The organism is Prochlorococcus sp. MIT 1341 (assembly GCF_034092415.1).
GTDB lineage: Bacteria > Cyanobacteriota > Cyanobacteriia > PCC-6307 > Cyanobiaceae > AG-363-P08.
This window is the reverse complement of sequence record NZ_CP139304.1, coordinates 921,538-943,454: the sequence shown is the minus strand read 5'-3', so window position 1 is coordinate 943,454 and position 21,917 is coordinate 921,538. Positions and strand designations below refer to the sequence as shown.

The following is a 21,917-nucleotide window of genomic DNA, read 5'->3' as shown; positions in this document are numbered from 1 at the left end:
TGCCCTGCGTATAACCAACGAATTAATACCAAAGTTAGCGCTGAAGAGATGCCACGAAATCTTAAGGCTTTCTTAGCCTTTAAGTCTAGTGTCTTTTGGGGTGGCTTTTGGTTAAGGCGTTTTTCATTGCTTTTAACCCCAAAGTTGTGAATCCTGGTTCTATGGTTTTTGATGATTTCTTCATGAATTCATCAGACTATTTGAATTGAGTTATCAACTATGGGTATCAGTTTTACGACGACGAGGAAACCTGCACCATTGAGGGTGCTCACGGTTAGGTTTGGTCGGCTGAACTGCAAATAGGATTCTTTCACAAAGCCCGCAGTCCTAACTTTTCCTTGGCAATGCTTTTTGCTCTAGTTCTTCAAGTCATTCGCTCCATTTCAATGCATTGCCTTGGGCTAAAATTAACTAGCACAACAGGATAATTGCTCAAAACCTCCGCTTTTACGGTGGTTTTTTGAGATGGCGTTTGTCAATGCGAACAGCTAATTGGGGTTAAATGTTGGGTTGAAGGGCAAGATAAAGGTCGGCTGATTCTTTATTCTTTTAGGCATTACAGATTGATTTATGGGCAGTACTTTTGGCGAGATGTTTCGAATAAGCACCTTTGGCGAGTCACATGGAGGGGCTGTTGGGGTTGTTATAGAAGGTTGTCCTCCTAGGTTAGAGCTTGATCTACAGAAGATTCAAGCTGAACTTGATAGGCGTAAACCTGGGCAAAGTAAAATCACTACTCCTAGGAAAGAAGATGATTATGTAGAGATTTTGAGCGGGTTAATAGAGAACACGACTCTAGGTACTCCAATTGCAATGATGGTTAGGAATAAGGATCAACGACCAGCAGACTATAAGGACATTAACAATGCTTTTAGACCCTCACATGCTGATGCAACTTATCAAATTAAGTATGGAATTCAGGCTAGCAGTGGTGGGGGAAGAGCTTCGGCGAGAGAGACAATCGGACGTGTAGCGGCTGGAGCAATTGCTAAGCAATTGCTGAAAAAGGTTAATTGTACAAATATATTGGCTTGGGTAAAAAGGATTCATACTATTGAAGCTGAAATAGACCCAAACCATGTCTCCTTAGAAGATGTTGAGGCAAATATTGTTCGCTGTCCCAATAGTGAGGTCGCTCAGCAAATGATTAAACATATAGAAGAGATAAATCGAGAAGGAGATTCATGTGGAGGTGTTATCGAGTGTGTTGTTACGAATCCTCCTGTTGGGCTTGGTATGCCTGTATTTGACAAGTTGGAGGCTGACTTGGCTAAGGCTGTAATGTCGTTACCTGCCAGTAAGGGATTTGAAGTTGGATCTGGATTCGCAGGTACCTTTGCTAAAGGGAGTGAACATAATGATGCTTTTTTGCCAAGCGAAGGCGACCGATTTAGAACGGCGACTAATAATTCAGGTGGAATCCAGGGAGGTATTAGTAACGGAGAACCGATTGTTATAAGAGTGGCCTTTAAGCCAACAGCGACAATACGCAAAGAGCAATCTACGGTTGATTCCTTAGGGAATCCAACCGTTTTAAAAAGTAAAGGACGTCATGATCCTTGTGTGTTGCCTAGAGCAGTGCCAATGGTGGAAGCAATGGTTGCAATCACGCTTGCTGACCATCTTTTGCGTCAACGCGGACAGTGTTCACTATGGTAGACAAGTGGTAATAAGGTTTGACACTAGAATTAGTTATTATTTTGCCGTTCTATTTTTATATTCGCGATTTCATTTCCTCTCTTTATCTGTTAACAAATTTGATTGTCATCCTTCTTAAATTGTGAGATCAGGCTAAGCATTTTATTTGTTTGACAACCTGCTTAAAGTTTGGCTCAATTTTTCCATTATCAATTAGATTTCTTCCTATAACAATTGCATCATACCCTTTTGATAACCATAGGGTTATATCTTCAACTTTTATCCCGCCAGCTGCAATTACAAATGGTGGAGATGTGAAGGTTGTTTTAATTTGAGACCAATAAGAAAACCCTAGTGTAGTCGCAGGGAAAAGTTTAATTAACTTACAACCAAAGGTATAGGCATCGCAGATTTCACTAGGGCTGAAAGCACCTGGGATTAACAGTTGGTTTAATTCTTCTGCGTTTTTTTGGAGAGTTGGATTCCAAAAAGGTGACATTGCATAGTTAAGGCCAAGTTCCGAAACAGTTTCAAGAGCCACTGGATTAGTAATTGACGCAGCTCCTAATATTATTTCCGGGAAAGATTTCTGGATATCTTTTATTAGGTTGGCCCAACCGGGATGTTCGGACCAGGCTATTTCTATATGTTGTATATCGATATCAACAAGTTGTTTGATTAGATCAAAAAATGGCCTGTAGGAACTAATGGCTTCTAGATCTTCTTTTCGAGGTCTTATTATCACTACAATAGGTAGCTTTCTTAGTGAGGATAAAAAGGTGTCTTCTTTAGCCTTCAAGTGATTATTTTTTTGTGTGAATTAGACGTACTCTGCAACCTTTACATCACGACGAATTAGAAGTTCTTGTAGTCCTTCCGAATCAACTGTTTCTTGTTCAACAAGCATTTCAGCTAATTCATCGAGAATAGAACGATTATCCGTCAATACTTTGGTAGCACGAGAATACGCTATCTCAACAAGTTCTGAGACTTCAGCATCGATTGTTGCTGCAGTGTCTTCTGAAAAATCACGTTCTGCTGCGATATCTCTTCCTAAAAACATTCCCCCCTGCGAGCGCCCTAGTGCTACTGGCCCAAGTTTGTCACTCATACCAAAACGTGTGATCATTTGCCGAGCAACCTGAGCCACTTGTTGAAGGTCATTTGATGCACCAGTGGTTACTTCATCTTCTCCATATACGATTTCCTCAGCCACACGACCTCCTAGTGCAACTGCCATTTGGTTTTGCAAATAGGATCTGGAATAAAGACCTGATTCCATTCTTTCCTCACTAGGAGTGAAAAATGTAAGGCCACCAGCTTGACCTCGAGGAATAATAGATATCTTTTGAACAGGATCATAGTCAGGCATGAGTGCTCCTACTAGTGCATGACCGGCTTCGTGGTAGGCCACGAGACGTTTTCGGCGATCACTAATTACACGATCTTTTTTCTCAGGCCCTGCCATAACCCTTTCAATTGCGTCGCTGATTTCGTCATTGCTAACTTCAGTTAATTCTCTCCTTGCGGCAAGGATGGCCGCTTCATTAAGCAAGTTGGCAAGATCTGCACCTGTGAAACCAGGAGTTCTTCTTGCAACCTTGTCCAAGTCAACATCTTTTGAAAGGGTTTTATCGCGAGCATGTACCTTCAGGATTTGCAATCTGCCAAGGTAGTCAGGACGGTCAACAACAACTTGCCTGTCAAAGCGACCTGGACGCATTAGAGCTGCATCAAGAACATCAGGTCTATTCGTTGCGGCAACAATAATTATCCCGGTATTACTTTCGAATCCATCCATTTCTGTGAGCAGTTGATTTAGCGTTTGCTCTCTTTCATCATTCCCGCCTCCTAGTCCTGCTCCTCTTTGTCTGCCAACAGCATCGATTTCATCAATGAAGACAATGCATGGTGAGTTCTTTTTTGCTTGTTCAAACAAATCTCTCACTCTGCTTGCGCCAACACCCACAAACATTTCTACAAATTCGGATCCAGAGATTGAGAAAAAAGGTACATCAGCTTCTCCAGCAACAGCCTTTGCTAAAAGAGTTTTTCCAGTCCCAGGAGGTCCAACCAAAAGAACTCCTTTTGGGATTTTTGCTCCAACAGCTGTAAAACGATCTGGACTTTTAAGGAAGTCCACAACTTCGGTTAACTCAAGTTTTGCCCCTTCAATGCCGGCTACATCTCCAAATGTGACTTGAGTGGAAGGTTCCATTTGGAGCCTTGCTTTGCTCTTGCCAAAATTCATTGCTGGATTCCCTCCACTACCTCCTTGGGCGCGACGGAATAAGAAGAAAAGTCCTCCTAAGAGCAAAATTGGAAAGAACAAGCTGCTAGCTGCTTGTTGCCAGGGACTGGGCTGCCTTGTTGGTTGAACTGCAATATCAACATCATGTTCACTTAAGAGTTTCAAGAGGTCCTGATCAGGTGCCAGATTTACTTCTGAACGTTGACCATCATTTTCTACGATTTGAGCAGTCCCTTGATCTGGAGAAAGTAAAACTCGACTGATTTGGTTCTCTTCTACAGCTTCAATGAAATCGCTATAACGCAATAATCGAGATGCATTGGAGGCTGTTGGTTTGTCTAGGAAAGCAGTTCCCACAAAGATTACAGACACTACCAGCAGCACATAAATGCCTACATTGCGCCATCGTTTGTTCAAGGTTCTTCTGCTGCTAATTACTGAATGTTAATAGGGCTACCCCTCTTTACGCGTTTCTGAGTACTTCCACCACACTCCTGAATGCAAACCATTCTGGTATTTCTTCACCACTCCTAAGCATTTTTCGGAATTGTGTTCCACTCAGTTTCTTTACATGAAGCCCCCGTGCTTCGGCATGTTCGGCTGTTACATAACCTTCCTCCTCTGTAAAAACTAGATTTAAGGAGGGAACAGTTTCCATGGCTAGTTCTGGAGCAAAATCTCTGGCGAAATTTTGAGCATCATATGCTCCATAGAAGTCTTCCCCACTTAGAGAGGATTTGCAGCCAGCCATGTCTCGGCCAATTATGAAATGAGTGCAACCATAGTTTCGTCGGATGATCATATGCTGCAAGGCTTCTCTAGGACCTGCCATATGCATCGCATATGGCAGGTAAGCCCATCGAATTCGAGAATTATTTACTTCTGCGGCTAATCGTTCATAGGTTTGGAATCTGATAGACCCAGGGATATCGTCCTGCTGTGTAGGCCCACAGGTTGGGTGAACTAGAACAACAGCGTTTTTACTTACGTTGCTCGCATTAAGGGCCCTAGTGAATAGTTCGTAGTGGGCACGATGAATAGGATTGCGACATTGAAAGGCGACTACATCTTCGCCGAGAGGAAGCTCATTCCTAACTTCTTTAGGGGTTTTACAGGGAAAAACTCTTTTTGGTAGTTCCAGACCTTGCAAACCTCCTCCTAAGTAAAACCTCTTGCGTTCTGACGCAATCATTCTCACAGCAGGATGTTCTAAGGATGTAGTGCCATAACAACCTTTAGCCTCAACTACTTTGTCAGGCTCCCATTTTTCTTCAACAGTTAGAACTGCAATGTTTTGCTCTTTATAAGTAAGCAGTACCTTGTCACCTACCAATAGGTCTTCGCGGTCTGTATCCATGACTACAGGTAAACCAAATAAATATCCAGATGTAGTGCGATTTGTTTTAACGACGGCTTCATAGTCAGCTTTGAGCATGAAACCTCTTTCTGGAGAGAATCCTCCTATTACCAGTAGTTCCACATCACATGCATTTCGGTCCGAGCATTCCAATGTCTTTGTTGCAGAGTCTTTTAATGCTTCTTTCTGATCTTCAGGGACCATTAAATCAACCAGTTTTCCTCCATAAGGAGTAATTATTTCGTTAGACAGATTTGATTTATTTGTTTGGTCGCCCATTTTGGTGTTTGGATTGCGACAAAATTCTCCCAGATCGGGTGCAATAAAGCATCTAATCTGCATTAAAAAAGGGGGGTTGGCCCCCCTTTTTTAATGCAGATTAGATGGATCTATTGAATTTCTGGCTGGTTAGCTTGTTCTGATCAAGCTTTACGGCCGTAGAGGGTTCCGGTGATCTTGACGTCTACCGGATCTCTTGATCCAAGGTCATTGTCTGAGGGTTGAATGGCAACGAAGGAGCCAGCAAATTCATTTGTTGATGAATCAACGCTTTCGATTGAAAGAGTTATTTCTCCATTGCCGGTGAGGTCTCTTTTGATGTTTTCTCTTTCAAGATCTTCATCATCACCACCTAGAGCTATTAGGCCCTGTGCATATTCAACACCGGTATCTTTAGCTCGGCTTTTTGGATCAAGGAAGTCACCAGTCCGATAACTAGGAGTCAGTGTTGTACCTGAAAAATCTGCTCCAGAAGCGATTGATTTATCGCCACTAGCAACCATGTCTTTTACAGAGAAGACCAACGGGTATTCCACTCCACTTGGAGCGAGAACAGTTATGAGGGCGAAGTCAATTCCACCCTTTGCTGCGAATTTCCCGCCTGACAGGTCACCATAAACCTGATCAATTGCTGTGTTGTTTGCTGGGCTGATGATTTTGGCAGGAACAAAATCAGCTTTTTTGCGCTTGCTTGAAGCAACCTTTACAAAGATCTCAGTTGGTTGAAGGCAAAGATCTGTAAAGCCTCCATCTGCGCTGATGGAACCTGTAGAGCCAGAACTGATGCTTTTACATGAATTAGCTTGGCCCGAATTTACAACTTTGCCAAATTGAGCATTACCTCTTTCGTTCCCTAGAACGAATGCGGCTGAGGCACTGCTAGGAGCAGTTATAAAGGTTAGACAGAAAGCCAGCACCAAGGCCAGCATGGGACGAAACAGCATGGGAGAAAGCCTGATGGCAGATTACTGCGGGTATTACCACCCAATGGGTCTTTGGGATCTTACAGGGGTCAAATGACAGTTAGGTAATGACCTTTGTAGCTCTCAACAACCCGTCGCTTAGTAAAAGGGGTAATAATGACCCTCTCAAACTAAGCTCAAGGCCTTCTAATACTTGATTAATGGCCGTTTTGAACAGCTAAGAGTCTGGCAAGAGAGTCTCGATGCTCTAGAAACTTAATTTTATAAATCAAGGGATCTAGGGTTTTGATTTTGGCTTTTAGGCCCGCCGAAATCGATTTTTTTCTGTTCTTAGATTCTCTTTCTCTTTTAGGTTGGAACGAACCAATGCTTGAAATGGGGGTTCTTATGTAGTTAATTTTGTGATCTTTGGGAATTTGCGAAAAGATGAGGTCCTGATCCCTTTAATTTTTTAATCCGGAAAGCAATAACGCATCTAACAATTTATGTGCAAGCTGAAGTTTGGGTTGAACGGGCATCAATTGAACCAACCCATTTTTTCCTAGTAACCACCCTCCGTTTGTATCGACCTCAAATCCTTGCCCATCACGATCGATTGGATTTGCCATTAATAGGTCGCAATCTTTTTGCGCTCGTTTCATCTCTCCAAGTTTTTGAATCTCGCTGTCTTCACCGGAAAGGGCTGCAAAACCTAGTAGAACTTGTCCAGGTAGGCGTTTTGTCGCCATCTCTTTTAAAAGGTCTGGAACTTGCTCTAAATCTTCTTGAATAGTTGAAAGAAGCTCTTCTTTTCTGACTTTTTTATTATTTTGACCTCTCTGAAGTCGTAAATCCGCAACTGCTGCAGCCATTACGACTGCATTGGCGCTTCTCTGGAGCTCATTCAGCAGCTCTTTCATTTGATTTGCATTTGTTATCGGATAAGTGGTTAAACCTTCTAAAAAGCCTTCTGGTGTTTGTAGCGGACCATGTATCAGGTCTACTTTTGCTCCTCTTAGCTTGGCTGCTTGAGCTAGGAGTACACCCATCTTTCCGCTGCTTCGATTAGTTAGTAGCCTTGCTGGATCTAAAGGTTCAACTGTGGGACCGGAAGTTGTTAATAGTCTTAGTCCAGTCCAATCTTTCGTGATTTTGCCTTCAGAGCTTGCTTGCAAAAAGGCACTCTCTATTGCAAGTTGAATCAGTTCATTTGAAACCATTCGACCTTCACCTACCCGGTCACAAGCGAGCAAGCCTTCTGAAGGTTCTAGGCAAAGGAGATTGTTGAATGTTTTTAGCCTTTCCCAGTTACCCTTAATCGCTTGATTGCCCCACATACCTGTATTCATTGCGGCAGCTGCCACAATTGGCTTTTCAAAGGCCAGCAAAACACTAGCCAAAAGACCTTCTGCTAGGCCTTGCGACCATCTTGCAAGTGAAGATGCACTAAGTGGCGCTACAACTATTAGATCAGCCCATTCAGCAAGGGCAATATGCAAAGGTTTTGCTTGTTGTGGACTCCACTGATCCTCTTCTTGAAAACATTTGTTTCTGCTAAGGCTTGCAAGGGATAGCGGACTGACAAGTCGCGCCGCGCTCGGCGTAATTAAACATCTAACTTCTGCACCTGATTTAATTAGGGAGCTAACTAGCAGTGGGGTTTTTACAGCTGCAATACTTCCACTAGCTGCAACAAGTATCTTTCGTCCCTTTAGAAGATTCGTTGATTTACTCCTCATCGAAAAGTTCCTGGTCTAAAAGATGCAGATAAGGCTCCGCAAGTTCTGGGTGATGGATGGCTATAGCCCTTAGCAGATGCCAATCGTTTAAACCGTCAAAAGGGGTTGGATAGTCATCATCTTCTAATCGCTTGGCAAGAAGAGCCACTGATTCTTCATCAAACTCTTGAAGATCTTCTGTGATGATCAGTTTTGAGGCCTTCCCCAATAATCCTTTGGGATTCTCCATGGAACTCGTTTATCATTCTCATCAATCTCATTTTGCCTTGAAAGTTAGGCTTCTGGAAGATGGGGAATTAGCTCAGTTGGTAGAGCGCTGTGATCGCACCGCAGAGGCCAGGGGTTCGAATCCCCTATTCTCCATAACTGTTAACTTGATGTGCTTGTTTTATATCACTAGCTTAAAAAAAAACCAGTTGTTTCTGAATAGCAAATGAGATTAAGAACCTACTTAACTATCTTGCTCTATGTGTGAACCTTGGCACAATAAGTTTATGAGAGGCTCAACACTGCTAAAAATATCTAACAGGATTCCACTATTGATTGGTCTAGGAGCCACTGTATTCTTGTGCGTTGTTCAACGCCCAAGTTCCCTTCTTACATTTGGCTTTATTGCCTTGGCAGGGATACTTACTCTTCCTAGCCCAAAAGGTTATCCCACTTCGTTGATATGGGATTCAAGAGCTGTTTGATCAATTGTTATGTCTCAGTCGAAGCGTGAGCAGGTGGTGAGCCACCTTAGGTATATCCGTCAGGAGCTTCGTGAGATGCACCAAGGTGTTTTAGAAGAAGGGATGTTGCCTGAAGCTGGAGAAATAAGAGGTGTAATGGCGCAAATGGAGGCATTACTTGAGTTGCTAGAGGGTAAGTTAGCTAAAAAGGCAGATGCCAAAGCTGGTTAAAAGAATCTTTCTTCTGAAATTGAACTTACAAGAAGAACTTTTTTGAAAAACTTTCCAGATGATGTATAAATCCTAATTATTTCCACTTGTTTAATTCACTGTTGATTAAGTCGTTTATTTTTGGATATAAAAGCTGATGGTCAGGAAACTACAGGACACCGGTTTATATAGAAACATTGGTATGGCCATTGATCGCTTAGAAAGTTGGACTATTAATCCATGGAGGAGATTCTCGTTACTATTAATAGTATTATTTTCAGCTTTTCTAATAGGCAGTTCAATCGGAATGATCAATGGCGTCTTGGCCTTAATGGATCCAATAGGAGCATTTTTTACAGTATTGATTTTGGAAATAATGGTTAGAGCCCGTGGAGTTTGGATCTTTGAGAAACGAGGGAGAATTTCGGGACAGTTAATTGACGTTGCGCGTATTGGTTTGCTTTACGGACTTTTACTAGAAGGCTTTAAGCTTCTGTAGTTTCTGTACTTGTTTGAAGAACCTTATATATTACACTTAACCGTCGAATAATAAGGAAAACCTTAGAGGCATTTTTAATTTATTAAAAGAATAAAGTAGTACTTAATACTTTCTTACGTCGAGATTAGGTATAGCAAGGCCATCCTAATTGGTATGCCATTACGCACCTGTTCTTCTACAAGACAAATTGATTTATCATTAAGAAGTTGGCTGCTAATTTCCACGCCTCTATTAACTGGGCCAGGATGTAGTACAGGAATGGGTCTTTTACATAATTTAAGACACTCATGAGTTAATCCATAATCACGATGAAATCTATCAAGACTCGAAAGCAGGTTCTCACGCATTCTTTCTTTTTGTAGTCTTAATGCCATTACAGCATCTGCTGGTGCCAAGGCGTCCGAAAGTTTTCTGGTTACAGATATTTCACCACGATTTAGCACAGGATCAGATACTTGCCCTGGAGGAGGCTCTTTTACAAAATCTTGAAATTCTTCCGGAAGAAGACTTGGTGGACCACAAAGAATTACATTTGCACCACAGGCTGTTAAGGCCCAGAGATTAGAACGTGCAACTCGAGAATGAAGAATATCGCCTACAATCGCAATTGTTTTTCCTTTAAGAACTTCAGGTTCTGGTTTCTTTTGGTTGAAATACTTTGCCAAAGTATAAAGATCAAGAAGCCCTTGACTTGGATGACTATGTAGGCCATCTCCTGCATTTAGAACCCCTGTATTTTCACCAGCTTTTTCAAGATCATGTGCTAATTGTGCTGCTACATTAGTTGCCTTATGTCTGACCACAAGTACATCTGCTCCCATTGCAACATATGTAAGAGAAGTATCTAACAAGCTTTCCCCTTTACCAAGAGAGCTACTTGTTGGTGTGAAACTTTGAACATCTGCAGAAAGACGCCTTGCAGCTAGTTCAAAACTACTTTTTGTTCTTGTGCTTGGCTCAAAGAACAAAGTTGTAATTAAGTGTCCTTGCAATGCAGGTAATCTTCTTGCTCCAGTGGATGGCGTTTCCCTAAATCGGTCAGCTAATGCTAAGACTTCTCGGTAATCCTCTAAGGAGAAGCTGGCTAAATCAATTACGTGTCTATGTCTCCAATTAGTCATGAGATATTCCTAGACTAGGTTTCCATGAAATAGATTTGTTAGGACAATGATCACCCTTTGCACGTTTGCTAACACTCCGACTTTCTTTTAGATACCAACGGTAAGGTAACGATTCGGCTTTAGAAATTCCGATTCTTGTTGTTCTCACAATAGTATTTTTTTCATTAGTTAGGGATTGAAATGCTATCCATATATTATTTTCACTTAATAGAGGCAAATTGTCATGTGATCTATTTAATTCAAAGCGTTTTGCAAGTAGGCCAGGGCCAGAAGCAATCCTTTCGTCTTCGTTTGGCAATGCAAGCGCACGTAGAAGCACGCCACTAGCCCAATTCGGTTTATCGGTTACTACATTTACGCAGTGATAGATCCCATAAGTTAGATATATGTACAAGTGACCAGGTAGACCAAATAGTGTTTCGTTACTAGCGCTTCTACGATTGAAGCCATGACAGGAAGGTTCAGATTGACAATATGCTTCTGTCTCGACAATGACTCCCCAAAGGATTTCACCATTGCTTTGTCGCTTCACTAATTTGCATCCGATTAAATCCGGAGCAACTATTTCGGCAGGTCTTGAAAAAAAAGAGAGGGGTATCACATTATCAACCTTTAGTCTCTCTTCTAGGGTTTTCGGATTAGCACTCATTTTCTTGCTTATTTGAACTGCGATTAGCAGGACTTCCCTTTCCCTAAACTATTCCACTAAGCAGTTTCAGCAACTGTTTTTTACTTGATTTTTGAAAGACTCTTGCTGTAATAGGAGTTGGAACTAAATTGGATTTATCGGTCAAGAGATAGAAATGACATTGACCATTAAGGTTCCAGGGCCAGTGGAAGATCCCGATCTAATTCGTCTTGACTTGCTTACATGGCCGGAGGTACAGGCTTATTTAGAGGAATGCAAGGGAATTATCTTGCCAATTGGGTCAACAGAACAGCATGGCCCCACAGGCGCTATCGGTACAGATTTACTTACAGCGGAGGCCGTAGCGATAGAGGTTGGGAGGCGCACGGGAGTCCTAGTGGCTCCCGCTCTTCCTTATGGAATGGCAGAACATCATCTAGGTTTTCCAGGCACAATGAGTTTAAAGCCGGAAACATTGATGACAGTTGTTCATGACTTGGTTATTTCGTTGGCCAGGCATGGATTTGAAAGGATTTTTGTCATTAATGGCCATGGAGGGAATATTGCTACAGCAAAGGCTGCATTTGCCCAAGCCTATGGGACCGCAGTTGACCGCGGGCTTTTAGTTGCTCCACGATTGCGTTGTAAATTGGCAAGCTGGTTTTTGGTGGCCCCGGTTTTTTCGCTGGCTAGGGAGCTTTATGGAGATAAGGAAGGTCAGCATGCAACTCCAAGTGAAATATCCCTTACACTTCACTTGAAACCTAGGCTAATTCAAAAACAACGCAAGCTAGACGATCCATCCCCTGTTGGACCTATTAATGGCTTTAAGGATTTTCGTCAAAGATATCCTGATGGTCGGATGGGTTCAGATCCGTTTTTAGCTAAGCCAGAACATGGCTCTTCATTGCTTAGCACTGCAGCCACTTCTCTAACTGAGGATCTAAAGCAATTTCTTATTTATCATGAGTAACATCACAAAAGAAGATGTAAAGAAAGTCGCAATCCTTGCACGACTTGCGCTTAAGGAAGAAGAGATTTCATCTTATACTGAGCAACTTGAAAAGATACTTGGATACGTAGCTCAACTACAGCAAATTGACACCCAAGATGTGCCTGCAACAACCAGGGCTGTAGAAGTTACCAATGTTACTAGAGATGACACTTCAAAGATTACCAATATAAGAGATAAACTTTTAGATTTAGGACCTCAGCGTGAGGGTGAATTCTTTCGGGTTCCTAAAATACTTTCTGACTAATTATAGTAATTTCTATTGTAATTAGGAGCAACTGCAGTTCGTCTTAAAAGTTTAATCCACTTTCTTTGTAATCCTAATGTTGGTAGTAGTTTTGCTAACGGCCTCATTTTGCTTCTGCGCTTTTTATGACTTCGTATGCCAATAAATACGTCATAAATGAAATTCATAGCATCTTCCTTAGTTTCAAATATACCCATTCTTTGAGGGGACCCTTTCTGGTCAAGTAACTTCTTCGTTGCATTATAGGCAGGTTGATACTCAAACCAGGGTATTGAAGGCCAAAGATGGTGAACTAGATGATAGTTTTGTCCCATTATTAATAAATTCATTACTCTACTTGGATATACTCTTGCATTTTTCCAGCGACTCTTAGAAAGAAAAGGCCTGTGAGGAAGGTAGTCGAAAAATATTCCTAATGTAACCCCCACCATAAGTGCAGGTCCAAACCATAAATTGTATATAACATTCATGAAATTGTAGTGAATACCAGCAAGGATAATTGTAATAAATAGACCTCTTTCTAGACCCCATTGAAGAAGCTCATAACGACGCCAGAGGCGACGTTTGAAGAAAAAGTATTCATGATAAAAAAATCTTGGTGCAATTAACCAAACCGGCCCAAAAGTACTGACGATGTGATCAGGATCGTTTTTGGGATCATTTACATGAGAATGGTGCTGAAGATGAACTCTCGTAAATACAGGAAAGCTAAAACCAAGCAATATGGCAGCACCATGCCCCATGGCTTGATTGACCCATCGATTTGGGTGTGCAGCGTTATGGCATGCATCGTGAATAACGGTCCCTTCCATGTGAAGAGAAAGGAATGCAAAGCCAACAAGCAGTGGTAGTGGCCAATTCCCTTGGTACCACTGCCAAATAGTTATTGCTGCTAAGGCATAGCCTCCTAGAAATAGCCCTAGAGTTGGATTCCATTGATTTGGTGGATCTACATATTTATTAAGAGCTTTTTGCCAGTTAAAAGAGGAATGCAAATGCTGCTCTGGCTCATCGGTCACAAGTTCATTAGATATTGTTTTTGTCATTGCATTTGATTAATGGAAAAGCAATACCAAATCAAGCTAAAACTAATGCCCACCGGGGGACTTGAACCCCCACGACCGAAGCCACTGGTACCTAAAACCAGCGCGTCTACCAATTCCGCCAGATGGGCCAATGGATCTCAGCGACTGCGAAGACCTAAATTCACCCTATCATTGCGTTAGTTCCTTGAGAATGATTAATGAGTAGATCTGTAGACCAATTTAGCCTGGAAATTATTTGAGATCCCTTTGGGGATTTTTCTATTTAGAGCTCTTAGCTATGGAAACAGGCCTATTTAAAGACATATGCTCACGATGGTAGTGGGAGATTTTTGCTTGCTGTGTGTAGTTTGGGACTGATGTTGCTCTTCCCTAGTTCTTCCTCAACCGAGTCGCCTCTGCGTTGTTATTTGGGGATCTCTTCTTATCTTTTTCGAACTTGGCTGTTAAACCTTTGCGTGTTGCTCATCAAGTTAATAGAGTCAGTATTGGAATTGAAGCTGAATCAACTGAAGAGAAGCCATAAGGCTCCTAATTCCTTTGCTATAGCACCATTGTGACTGAGAAGAAAGCTCAGGGCTCCAAAGCCCAATCCACATACAAGGAAACCTTGAATCTTTTAAAGACAGGGTTTGGAATGCGTGCTAACGCAATTGTGCGAGAACCTGAAATTCAGGAGTTTTGGAAGAAAAAAGGAGTCGATTTAAATCTTGGACTTTCTAATAAGGGGCCAATATTTACTCTTCATGATGGGCCTCCATATGCCAATGGTTCTCTGCATATGGGGCATGCCTTAAATAAAGTTCTTAAGGACATAATTAATAAATATCAGATTCTCAGAGGTAGGAAGGTTCGTTTTATTCCTGGTTGGGATTGCCATGGTCTTCCTATAGAACTTAAGGTTTTGCAAGGCCTAGATGAGCAGCAACGTAAATCATTAACTCCTTTAAAACTAAGAAAAAAAGCTGCTGGATATGCCAGGAAGCAGGTTCAACAGCAAATGAAAGGTTTTCGTAGATGGGGGGTTTGGGCTGATTGGGAGAACCCTTACTTAACTCTTAATAGGGAATATGAAGCTGCACAAATCGAACTCTTTGGAACAATGGCTTTGAAGGGCCATATTTACCGTGGTTTGAAACCGGTACATTGGAGTCCTAGCTCTCAGACAGCCCTTGCAGAGGCAGAGCTTGAATATCCAGATGGTCATGTTAGCCCAAGCATTTATGTTGCTTTTCCAGTAATAGAGCTCCCAGAAAACCTGAGAGCAATACTTCTCACTCAGGGAGTTGAGTTACCCAAGGAGGCTTCCGAGATTGCAAAAAAGGTGAAATTGGCAATTTGGACTACTACTCCATGGACTCTTCCAGCAAACCTTGCCATTTCTATTAATCAGAATCTTGATTATGCATTTGCTGAGGATAGTGACGGGAGGATTCTTATACTTGCGGCAAAACTTATGGAAGAACTAAGTGAGACAATTTCCTCCTCATTAAAGTTACTTGCCAATGTTAAAGGTCATCTTCTGCAGGGAATTCTCTATAACAATCCTATTGCTAACAGAAAAAGTCCAGTCGTAATAGGAGGTGACTATATAACTACTGAATCTGGAACGGGTCTTGTGCATACTGCTCCTGGTCATGGTCTTGATGATTTCAATACAGGAAAGAAGTATGGCTTGCCAGTTCTTTGCCCTGTTGATGAAACTGGGACACTTACAGCGGAAGCAGGAAAGTTTGCTGGTTTAAATGTTTTAGGAGAGGCTAATCAAGAGATTATTAAGGCGCTCCAGAATGAAAAAGCTCTTTTAAGGCATGTACCTTACGAACATAGATATCCATATGATTGGAGAACTAAAAAGCCAACAATTTTCAGAGCAACTGAACAATGGTTTGCTTCCGTAGAAGGTTTTCGAGCTGATGTTTTGAAGTCAATTAAGGCTGTTGAATGGTTACCTTCTTCAGGCCGAAATCGAATTGAATCAATGGTTCGTGAAAGAGGGGATTGGTGTATTTCACGGCAAAGGACTTGGGGAGTCCCAATCCCTGTGTTTTATGAGAGAGATGGGGATCAGGTGCTTCTGAACTCTGAGGTTATTTCACATGTCAAGGACTTGATAGAGGTTCATGGCGCAGATATTTGGTGGGAGAAAGAAGAGTCGGAACTCCTTCCAGAAAGGTATGCCTCTGAAGCTAATCGTTGGCGTAAGGGAACCGATACTATGGATGTTTGGTTTGATTCTGGATCAAGTTGGGCATCCGTTACTCAAAAAATGAGTGACCTTCATTGCCCTGCTGATCTTTATTTAGAAGGCTCAGATCAGCATCGTGGCTGGTTTCAATCTTCTTTGCTTACCTCAGTCGCCGTATTAGGGAGAGCTCCATATCGAAGAGTCTTGACTCATGGATTTGCGTTGGACGATAAAGGTAGAAAGATGAGCAAATCTCTTGGCAACATTGTCGATCCAGAAGTAATTATTGAAGGTGGTAGCAACCAGAAGAAAAACCCACCATATGGAGCTGATGTTCTAAGACTGTGGGTGAGTTCAGTTGATTATTCTGTAGATGTACCAATTGGGGAAAGTATTCTTAGACAACTTAGTGATGTTTATCGAAAAGTAAGAAATACTGCGCGTTATCTATTGGGAAATCTTCACGACTTTAATCCAGCGAGTGATGCTATCTCTCTGGAAGAGTTGCCGTTAATTGATCGTTGGATGTTGCACAGAACGTCCCAGATTATTGATGAAGTTAGTGATGCTTTTGACAAGTATGATTTCTCAAGGTTTTTTCAGATACTCCAGAGTTTCTGTGTTTCTGATCTCTCCAGTTTTTATTTAGATATATCTAAAGATAGGTTATATGTTAGTGCCCCATCTGACCGGCGTAGAAGGACTTGTCAAACAGTTCTTTCATTAGTGATAGAAAGTCTGGCGGGGCTTATATCTCCAGTGCTATGCCATATGGCAGAAGATATTTGGCAGAACCTTCCTTATGCAGTTAATGAAGAGTCTGTATTCCTAAGAGCTTGGCCTGTTCCCCCGGATTCATGGAGAGACTCTACATTGAATGTCCATGTGCTTCAGTTGCGTGAATTAAGAGGATTAATTAATAGGGTCTTAGAGGATTGCAGGTCCAAACAACAATTAGGGTCTGCACTAGATTCGGCAGTTAGAGTAGAACTTAAAAGTCAGAACTTGATAGATGCAATTAACTGGTTGAATACAAATGGGGATTCTGAAACTGATGTTTTAAGGGATTGGTTTTTGGTGTCACAATTGCAGCTAGGCGGGGAGCCATGGGCTGAATTAATTTCTAGTCAATCAGATCAGATTGCATTGATTGAGGTAGCAAGAGCTAGAGGAAAGAAATGTAATAGATGTTGGCACTATGAATTAGATATAGGGTCTAGTAATACTCATCCCGATTTATGTGGCAGGTGTATAAATATTTTAGAACGAATTTAGATTTTGGTTGATAAGTTCTTAAGAAGATGAGTTTGTCCTAAGACTTTTATGTTGTTGATTGCGATTGCCAAGTTTATGGTTGTGTTTCAGCGTAAGTTGAATTTATTACCCCTTTGGGAGCTCAGAATTCTCCGGCGATTCTCCCTTGCTTGGGTAGTCGTACTAGTAGCCATTGCAACAAGCCAACCGTATATGCGATTAGGGCTAGATATCCAATAAAAGCTGCCACTGGCTCTGTCCAGCTTCCTCCAAACAGGAAGGCAAAAACTTTTGCTAATAGTTGATGGAGGCCTTGGGGGCCATGAACCCAGGCCATGCAACGTGGTAGGGATGTTGCATGCATGCATGAAAGACTCATTGCACTAACTAAGGTGGCAATCAGTCCAAAACCAGTAAGTGCCCATCGCCAAATGCGTACAGTTAAGGGTAATGCTCTCCAAGGTGGTAGATCAGCAAGTTCCTCGTTCAAATCCACCCAGAACCATACTGATAGGACCATTAGTATTGGGGCCAGAAAGGTTATCAAATAGCCAATTGGCCGTTGGTTCGTTAGTAAGAGCATGCTTATTGCAAGAAGGCTAGATACCTTCCAATAGATTGACATCAATCTGATCATCGAAGCTTCTTTTTGGGCATAAGACCAGATCATTAGAACGCACGGAAGTCCTACGGCAAAGTAAGCAGCAAGGTGATATGTGAGGTTTACAAAAATGCTGTAACTGAGATTCTCCACGAAGTGATAACTCTAGAAGTGGCCATTATCAATGTATTTAGCCCACTTTGGAATGTTGATAAGGAAAAATTTGTGAGCTTGCTCTCATATTGTTAATGTTCATCAAGTGTGTTTGAATGAGACACTACGGAAAGAAGTAAAGGAATCGTTTTTAAGGTACAGGCCTTCTTGACCCTTGGATTCTTTCGTGCGTGGATCTATTAAGAAATGCCGCTTGTTGAGTAATGCTTCTTTAAGGAGATTTCTTAGGGCTAAGCATTGAGTTAGCCCTTCAAGAGTAGTTTTATATGAACAGGAGGATGGAGTAAAACTGGAAAGCTTGCGCATCCTTCAGCCAAGGGTTGCCTGTTTGATCTTGCTAGGTGCGATTATTAGGGCGTTTTAGTACAAGTGGTAATTGTGTCTTCTAGCTGCTTCTAAGCTAAGAGGCGAGGGGGATTAATTTTGCAACCAAGAGATAGTGCGTCAACATGTCAACCCACTAAGCCGTTTTTTTCAAGTCTCTAGGGTTTTTCCAGCGGTTAATCAATTGTTTGCTGACCCCACACTGCCCCTTCACCTTGATATAGGCTCGGCAAGAGGGCAGTACTTGTTAGGCCTGGCACCTTTGCACGATAATTGGAATTTTTTAGGAGTTGAGATTCGCCAAAAACTTGTAGATTTGGCAAAACGTGATTCTGAAGCTTTAGGAATAAAGAACCTGAATTTCTTTTTTTGTAATGCAAACGTTAACTTGGATGAGTGGCTATATCAGCTGCCTACAGACTTGATCCAAAGAGTATCTATTCAGTTCCCTGACCCTTGGTTTAAGAGACGACATTATAAACGAAGAGTATTACAGCCTTCACTTTTAATTGCTCTATCATCTGTACTTAATGAAGGGAGAGAGCTATTTATTAAGAGTGATATTTCTGAGTTAATTGACTCTATGGCAGAGCTTATAGAATTAAGTGATTGCTACACCTTAAGAGTAGAGACCTCTTCCCAAGAGAATTTAAGTGGTGTGATGAGTGTTCCGACAGAGAGAGAAACTTATGCGATCAAGAAAAAACTTCCTGTTTACTGTCTGATTTATCAAAGAAATAATAAGAAGGTACCACCTTTGTCAGTATTGGAGGAGAGTTGGCAAATGACTAGATCTAAATCAATACTTGGCGAATAAATAATGACTCAAGGAAGAAGTAAAAAGTCATTTCTTTTTAGGTATCAAGGCTTAAAGGAACTCTTGATAGATAAAGAAGAAAAGCTAAAGTTTTGGGCTGGCTTTTCGCTCATTTTATTACTATCTAGCCTGCCTTTCTTGGCAAGGGCAGGTTTTGGAATAATGATGGTTCTTATAGGGTTAATTTGGATCGTATGGTTGCGCCTGTCTCCTCCTAAAAAAATAGGTAAAACTGATAGTTGGATTTTTATTTTTCTAGTACTTTCTTTACTCTCAGTATGTTTTTCTCCTGTACCTTTTCTTGCCTCTAAAGGTTTGATTAAGTTGCTTGCTTATTTGATTATCTATTCCCTATTTAGGAAGCTTTTTCACTTGGAAAGCCGCTGGTGGGACAGGCTTCTTGCGGCACTGCTTTTCGGAGAAATCTTTGCATGTGTAGTTGGTTTGCGTCAGATTTATAACCCACTTCAGCAGATAAACTCTTGGTCTGATCAGGCTTTTTTATCAGAGGGAGCCTTTCGAATTTATGGATCATTTGGGAATCCGAACTTATTCGCGGGGTACTTGGTCCCAGTATTACCTTTGTCTATAGTCGCAATATTTAGGTGGACTGGAGTCGGAGGTAAATTGTTTGCATTTGTCTCATTCATATTAGGAATTTTTTCTATAATCTTTACCTACAGCAGAGGGGGTTGGTTGGGATCGTTTGCAGCTTTATTTGTCTTCCTTGCTGGTTTGTTTTTTTGTCGGCCTATTGCTTTTACTTTGAATAACAAACGTATATTGTCTATCTTGTTTGTATTTATAGTTGCCACTTCATTAGTTTTTCTGCATCACTATATTGAGCCTATAAGATTTAGACTTCTTAGTATCATCGCAGGTCGTGATGATAGTTCAAATAATTTCAGGATAAACGTATGGTCAGTTGTGATTGAGATGATAAGAGATAGGCCTTTACTGGGAATAGGACCAGGAAACTCTGCATTTATTAGCGTATATACCTCCTACCAGAAGGCAACTTTTAATGCATTAAGTGCTTACTCTGTTCCATTAGAGATACTTGTTGAGAATGGTTTCCTAGGATTCTGTGCAATTTTGCAGATAGTTACTTCTGCTTTTAAGGAATGTCTAAATAAGATGCTATTTTCTTCTTGGGCATTGCCTTGCTTAGGTGCACTTTCGTCCATTGTTGGGTTAATAGTTATGGGATTTACTGATACTGTTTTCTTTAGACCAGCAGTACAAATTGTTGTTTTTTTCTGTTTGGCTACTTTTAGTTTAGATTTGCCTGATTCGGTTGAAACTAAGGAGTAGATATTGCAAGAACATCCACTTTAGGCGGCATTTAGATGTTGGTCTGCAAGATCTGCAAGTTCAGATGTCCAGGAATCAACAGTATCTTGATTAGATGCTTCAACCATTAACCTAAGTAAGGGTTCTGTACCGCTAGCTCTTACTAATACTCTTCCATCAGCACCCATTTGTTCTTCTGCATTTGATATCGCCTCATTTAAGGGTTCACAATTATTCCAACTCTTGCGAACACAACTGTTCTGTATATGAATGTTCACAAGCTTCTGAGGGAAAGGTTTGAAACTTTCATCACGCCAATCTGCTAGTGATAGTCCTCTTTTAACACTAAGCGTTGCCATTTTGAGAGCAGAGAAGAGACCGTCACCTGAGAGCCCATTCTCTGTACAGAGGATGTGGCCTGATTGCTCACCACCTAATCCTGCTCCGTTTTGAATCATTGCTTTATGGACATGTTGATCCCCTACTGGTGTGCGCTCGAGTACTCCTCCGTTTGTTTTCCATGCTTGTTCAAAAGCTAAGTTTGACATTACTGTTGCGACAAGTTTGTTGCCAGGAAGCTTGCGCTGTTTTTTTAATTCAGAGCCCCATAAGTAGAGGATATGATCGCCATCTATCAACCTTCCTCTTTCATCTAATGCAAGCATCCTGTCTGCATCCCCATCAAAAGCAAAACCCATTGCAGCGTTTTCTTTCAGTACAGCAGCTCGAAGTTGTGCAAGATTTGTAGAACCACAATCAACATTGATGAGCTCTCCATTGGGCTCACCATTAATAACAGTTACATCAGCACCTAGATTTTGAAATAGTTCTAGGGCACATGATGTTGCTGACCCCCAACAGAGGTCAAGCACAATTCGGATTCCATCGAGCCTGTATGGCTCAAACAAATTTAATAGTGTTTGGCAATAGCTTTGAACTAGCTCAGGACGCTTAGTTGTTTTGCCTGATTTCCGGTAGTTAGAGCCAGAAGAATTCTTATATTCAGTATTTATCCCATTCTCAATAATTTTTTGACTGCTGTAGTCAAGTTTGTTTCCGTCGCAACCAAATATTTTGATCCCATTGTCTCCAGGTGGATTATGACTAGCTGAAATCATCAACCCTCCTGAAAGCCCAAATTTCTTAATTAGGCAAGGGATCGCAGGTGTTGTGCATAGACCTATCTCCCAAACGTCCTTACCTGAAGCAATTATTCCTGCTGCAAGTGCTGATGCAAGCATAGGTCCACTCGTTCGAGAGTCCATCCCAATCAGTATGGGAGCATCTCCATTGAGAACTTCCCCAGTAAGGAAACCAAGCTCAAGTGCTAGAGACGGAGTTAATACAGTCCCTATGGGACCCCTTATACCATCGGTACCGAAGCTGATATTTATTTTCCCTTGCTTTGGTTTCAAGGGATAGTTGTCAGCTTCGTCCATGAAGTTAAAAAGGAAAACGAAGGAGTAGGGGCTAATCATATATTGTCGCTATAGCTTTAGGGAAAATGTTTCAGGCCAATCTTTCCTCGAGAAGGGATTCATTACAGACAATTCTAAAAAGACTTTATTAGTTTTTCTAAACAGAAACTTCTATAAAGTTAAGACTTCTAGGGATCGTTAGATATTTTACGTTTATAAGTTATCTCGCAACCTTCTCTTAAAGTGAAGGA

Annotated in this window: 20 protein-coding genes and 2 tRNA genes; 10 read left to right on the top strand and 12 right to left on the bottom strand. The window is 41.4% G+C overall.

Annotated elements, in window-relative coordinates; all coding sequences use genetic code 11:
- The first annotated feature begins 570 nt into the window (after positions 1-570).
- The gene (gene aroC, locus SOI84_RS04810; protein WP_320675269.1) at positions 571-1,659 is read left to right on the top strand and encodes a chorismate synthase; all 1,089 of its coding nucleotides are present in this window, start codon (positions 571-573) and stop codon (positions 1,657-1,659) included.
- A 127-nt stretch (positions 1,660-1,786) separates the two neighbouring features.
- On the opposite strand, the gene SOI84_RS04805 is transcribed toward aroC, so the two are convergent.
- From SOI84_RS04805 to SOI84_RS04780, 6 genes are all read right to left on the bottom strand, one after another.
- Complete coding sequence (locus tag SOI84_RS04805; RefSeq protein ID WP_320675268.1) at positions 1,787-2,437, bottom strand: bifunctional 4-hydroxy-2-oxoglutarate aldolase/2-dehydro-3-deoxy-phosphogluconate aldolase; 651 nt, start codon at positions 2,435-2,437, stop codon at positions 1,787-1,789.
- Between the two features lie 21 nt (positions 2,438-2,458).
- The gene (gene ftsH3, locus SOI84_RS04800) at positions 2,459-4,306 is read right to left on the bottom strand and encodes an ATP-dependent zinc metalloprotease FtsH3 (protein ID WP_320675267.1); all 1,848 of its coding nucleotides are present in this window, start codon (positions 4,304-4,306) and stop codon (positions 2,459-2,461) included.
- A 46-nt stretch (positions 4,307-4,352) separates the two neighbouring features.
- A complete protein-coding gene (gene sat, locus SOI84_RS04795) occupies positions 4,353-5,525 on the bottom strand; it encodes a sulfate adenylyltransferase (protein ID WP_320675265.1) in 1,173 nt (390 codons plus the stop codon).
- A gap of 143 nt (positions 5,526-5,668) precedes the next feature.
- Positions 5,669-6,469, bottom strand: coding sequence for a photosystem II manganese-stabilizing polypeptide (gene psbO, locus SOI84_RS04790; protein ID WP_320675264.1), 801 nt, complete (start codon positions 6,467-6,469; stop codon positions 5,669-5,671).
- 422 nt (positions 6,470-6,891) lie between these two features.
- On the bottom strand, positions 6,892-8,166 hold the full coding sequence (gene coaBC, locus SOI84_RS04785) for a bifunctional phosphopantothenoylcysteine decarboxylase/phosphopantothenate--cysteine ligase CoaBC (RefSeq protein ID WP_320675263.1): 1,275 nt from the start codon (positions 8,164-8,166) through the stop codon (positions 6,892-6,894).
- Positions 8,156-8,395: a DUF2555 domain-containing protein gene (locus tag SOI84_RS04780; RefSeq protein WP_320675262.1), complete on the bottom strand. Its 240-nt coding sequence runs from the start codon at positions 8,393-8,395 to the stop codon at positions 8,156-8,158. Before SOI84_RS04780 ends, coaBC begins: the two co-directional genes overlap by 11 nt.
- Before the next feature lie 61 nt (positions 8,396-8,456).
- On the opposite strand from SOI84_RS04780, the gene SOI84_RS04775 reads away from it, so the two are divergent.
- The 4 genes from SOI84_RS04775 to SOI84_RS04760 all read left to right on the top strand — a co-directional run bounded on the left by SOI84_RS04775 (position 8,457) and on the right by SOI84_RS04760 (position 9,546).
- Positions 8,457-8,529 (top strand) — tRNA-Ala (locus SOI84_RS04775).
- Between the two features lie 131 nt (positions 8,530-8,660).
- On the top strand, positions 8,661-8,858 hold the full coding sequence (locus tag SOI84_RS04770) for a hypothetical protein (protein ID WP_320675261.1): 198 nt from the start codon (positions 8,661-8,663) through the stop codon (positions 8,856-8,858).
- 9 nt (positions 8,859-8,867) lie between these two features.
- A complete protein-coding gene (locus SOI84_RS04765) occupies positions 8,868-9,068 on the top strand; it encodes a hypothetical protein (RefSeq protein WP_320675260.1) in 201 nt (66 codons plus the stop codon).
- 136 nt (positions 9,069-9,204) lie between these two features.
- Positions 9,205-9,546, top strand: a complete 342-nt coding sequence (locus SOI84_RS04760; protein WP_320675259.1) for a DUF565 domain-containing protein — start codon at positions 9,205-9,207, stop codon at positions 9,544-9,546.
- 113 nt (positions 9,547-9,659) lie between these two features.
- Here SOI84_RS04760 and SOI84_RS04755 read toward each other — a convergent pair whose 3' ends face one another.
- Positions 9,660-10,667 carry an aspartate carbamoyltransferase catalytic subunit gene (locus SOI84_RS04755; protein ID WP_320675258.1) on the bottom strand — a complete coding sequence of 336 codons (1,008 nt, stop codon included), beginning with the start codon at positions 10,665-10,667 and terminating at the stop codon, positions 9,660-9,662.
- Positions 10,660-11,316, bottom strand: a complete 657-nt coding sequence (locus SOI84_RS04750) for a DNA-3-methyladenine glycosylase (protein ID WP_320675257.1) — start codon at positions 11,314-11,316, stop codon at positions 10,660-10,662. The genes SOI84_RS04755 and SOI84_RS04750 overlap by 8 nt, the downstream gene beginning before the upstream one ends.
- A gap of 160 nt (positions 11,317-11,476) precedes the next feature.
- Here SOI84_RS04750 and SOI84_RS04745 point away from each other — a divergent pair, with 160 nt between their 5' ends.
- Positions 11,477-12,268, top strand: a complete 792-nt coding sequence (locus SOI84_RS04745) for a creatininase family protein (protein WP_414153618.1) — start codon at positions 11,477-11,479, stop codon at positions 12,266-12,268.
- A complete protein-coding gene (gatC, locus tag SOI84_RS04740; RefSeq protein ID WP_320675255.1) occupies positions 12,261-12,554 on the top strand; it encodes an Asp-tRNA(Asn)/Glu-tRNA(Gln) amidotransferase subunit GatC in 294 nt (97 codons plus the stop codon). Before SOI84_RS04745 ends, gatC begins: the two co-directional genes overlap by 8 nt.
- On the opposite strand, the gene crtR is transcribed toward gatC, so the two are convergent.
- Complete coding sequence (crtR, locus tag SOI84_RS04735) at positions 12,551-13,600, bottom strand: beta-carotene hydroxylase (protein WP_320675254.1); 1,050 nt, start codon at positions 13,598-13,600, stop codon at positions 12,551-12,553. The genes gatC and crtR overlap by 4 nt on opposite strands.
- A gap of 46 nt (positions 13,601-13,646) precedes the next feature.
- Positions 13,647-13,728 (bottom strand) — tRNA-Leu (locus SOI84_RS04730).
- Positions 13,729-14,153: 425 nt separating this feature from the next.
- On the opposite strand from SOI84_RS04730, the gene ileS reads away from it, so the two are divergent.
- The gene (ileS, locus tag SOI84_RS04725; RefSeq protein ID WP_320675252.1) at positions 14,154-17,060 is read left to right on the top strand and encodes an isoleucine--tRNA ligase; all 2,907 of its coding nucleotides are present in this window, start codon (positions 14,154-14,156) and stop codon (positions 17,058-17,060) included.
- 121 nt (positions 17,061-17,181) lie between these two features.
- Here the strand turns inward: ileS and SOI84_RS04720 are convergent, their stop codons facing one another.
- Positions 17,182-17,793, bottom strand: a complete 612-nt coding sequence (locus SOI84_RS04720; RefSeq protein ID WP_320675251.1) for a DUF3177 family protein — start codon at positions 17,791-17,793, stop codon at positions 17,182-17,184.
- A gap of 460 nt (positions 17,794-18,253) precedes the next feature.
- On the opposite strand from SOI84_RS04720, the gene trmB reads away from it, so the two are divergent.
- The gene (gene trmB, locus SOI84_RS04715; RefSeq protein ID WP_320675250.1) at positions 18,254-18,955 is read left to right on the top strand and encodes a tRNA (guanosine(46)-N7)-methyltransferase TrmB; all 702 of its coding nucleotides are present in this window, start codon (positions 18,254-18,256) and stop codon (positions 18,953-18,955) included.
- A gap of 3 nt (positions 18,956-18,958) precedes the next feature.
- On the top strand, positions 18,959-20,269 hold the full coding sequence (locus SOI84_RS04710; protein WP_320675249.1) for an IctB family putative bicarbonate transporter: 1,311 nt from the start codon (positions 18,959-18,961) through the stop codon (positions 20,267-20,269).
- Between the two features lie 20 nt (positions 20,270-20,289).
- Here SOI84_RS04710 and glmM read toward each other — a convergent pair whose 3' ends face one another.
- Positions 20,290-21,687 carry a phosphoglucosamine mutase gene (glmM, locus tag SOI84_RS04705; RefSeq protein ID WP_320675248.1) on the bottom strand — a complete coding sequence of 466 codons (1,398 nt, stop codon included), beginning with the start codon at positions 21,685-21,687 and terminating at the stop codon, positions 20,290-20,292.
- Positions 21,688-21,917: the final 230 nt, after the last annotated feature.

Bases quoted from the DNA above. Each gene is read 5' to 3' on its own strand.
- aroC (WP_320675269.1), top strand. From the start codon at position 571: ATGGGCAGTACTTTTGGCGAGATGTTTCGAATAAGCACCTTTGGCGAG.
- sat (WP_320675265.1), bottom strand. From the start codon at position 5,525: ATGGGCGACCAAACAAATAAATCAAATCTGTCTAACGAAATAATTACT.
- psbO (WP_320675264.1), bottom strand. From the start codon at position 6,469: ATGCTGTTTCGTCCCATGCTGGCCTTGGTGCTGGCTTTCTGTCTAACC.
- coaBC (WP_320675263.1), bottom strand. From the start codon at position 8,166: ATGAGGAGTAAATCAACGAATCTTCTAAAGGGACGAAAGATACTTGTT.
- SOI84_RS04780 (WP_320675262.1), bottom strand. From the start codon at position 8,395: ATGGAGAATCCCAAAGGATTATTGGGGAAGGCCTCAAAACTGATCATC.
- SOI84_RS04770 (WP_320675261.1), top strand. From the start codon at position 8,661: ATGAGAGGCTCAACACTGCTAAAAATATCTAACAGGATTCCACTATTG.
- SOI84_RS04765 (WP_320675260.1), top strand. From the start codon at position 8,868: ATGTCTCAGTCGAAGCGTGAGCAGGTGGTGAGCCACCTTAGGTATATC.
- SOI84_RS04760 (WP_320675259.1), top strand. From the start codon at position 9,205: ATGGTCAGGAAACTACAGGACACCGGTTTATATAGAAACATTGGTATG.
- SOI84_RS04755 (WP_320675258.1), bottom strand. From the start codon at position 10,667: ATGACTAATTGGAGACATAGACACGTAATTGATTTAGCCAGCTTCTCC.
- SOI84_RS04750 (WP_320675257.1), bottom strand. From the start codon at position 11,316: ATGAGTGCTAATCCGAAAACCCTAGAAGAGAGACTAAAGGTTGATAAT.
- gatC (WP_320675255.1), top strand. From the start codon at position 12,261: ATGAGTAACATCACAAAAGAAGATGTAAAGAAAGTCGCAATCCTTGCA.
- crtR (WP_320675254.1), bottom strand. From the start codon at position 13,600: ATGACAAAAACAATATCTAATGAACTTGTGACCGATGAGCCAGAGCAG.
- SOI84_RS04710 (WP_320675249.1), top strand. From the start codon at position 18,959: ATGACTCAAGGAAGAAGTAAAAAGTCATTTCTTTTTAGGTATCAAGGC.
- glmM (WP_320675248.1), bottom strand. From the start codon at position 21,687: ATGGACGAAGCTGACAACTATCCCTTGAAACCAAAGCAAGGGAAAATA.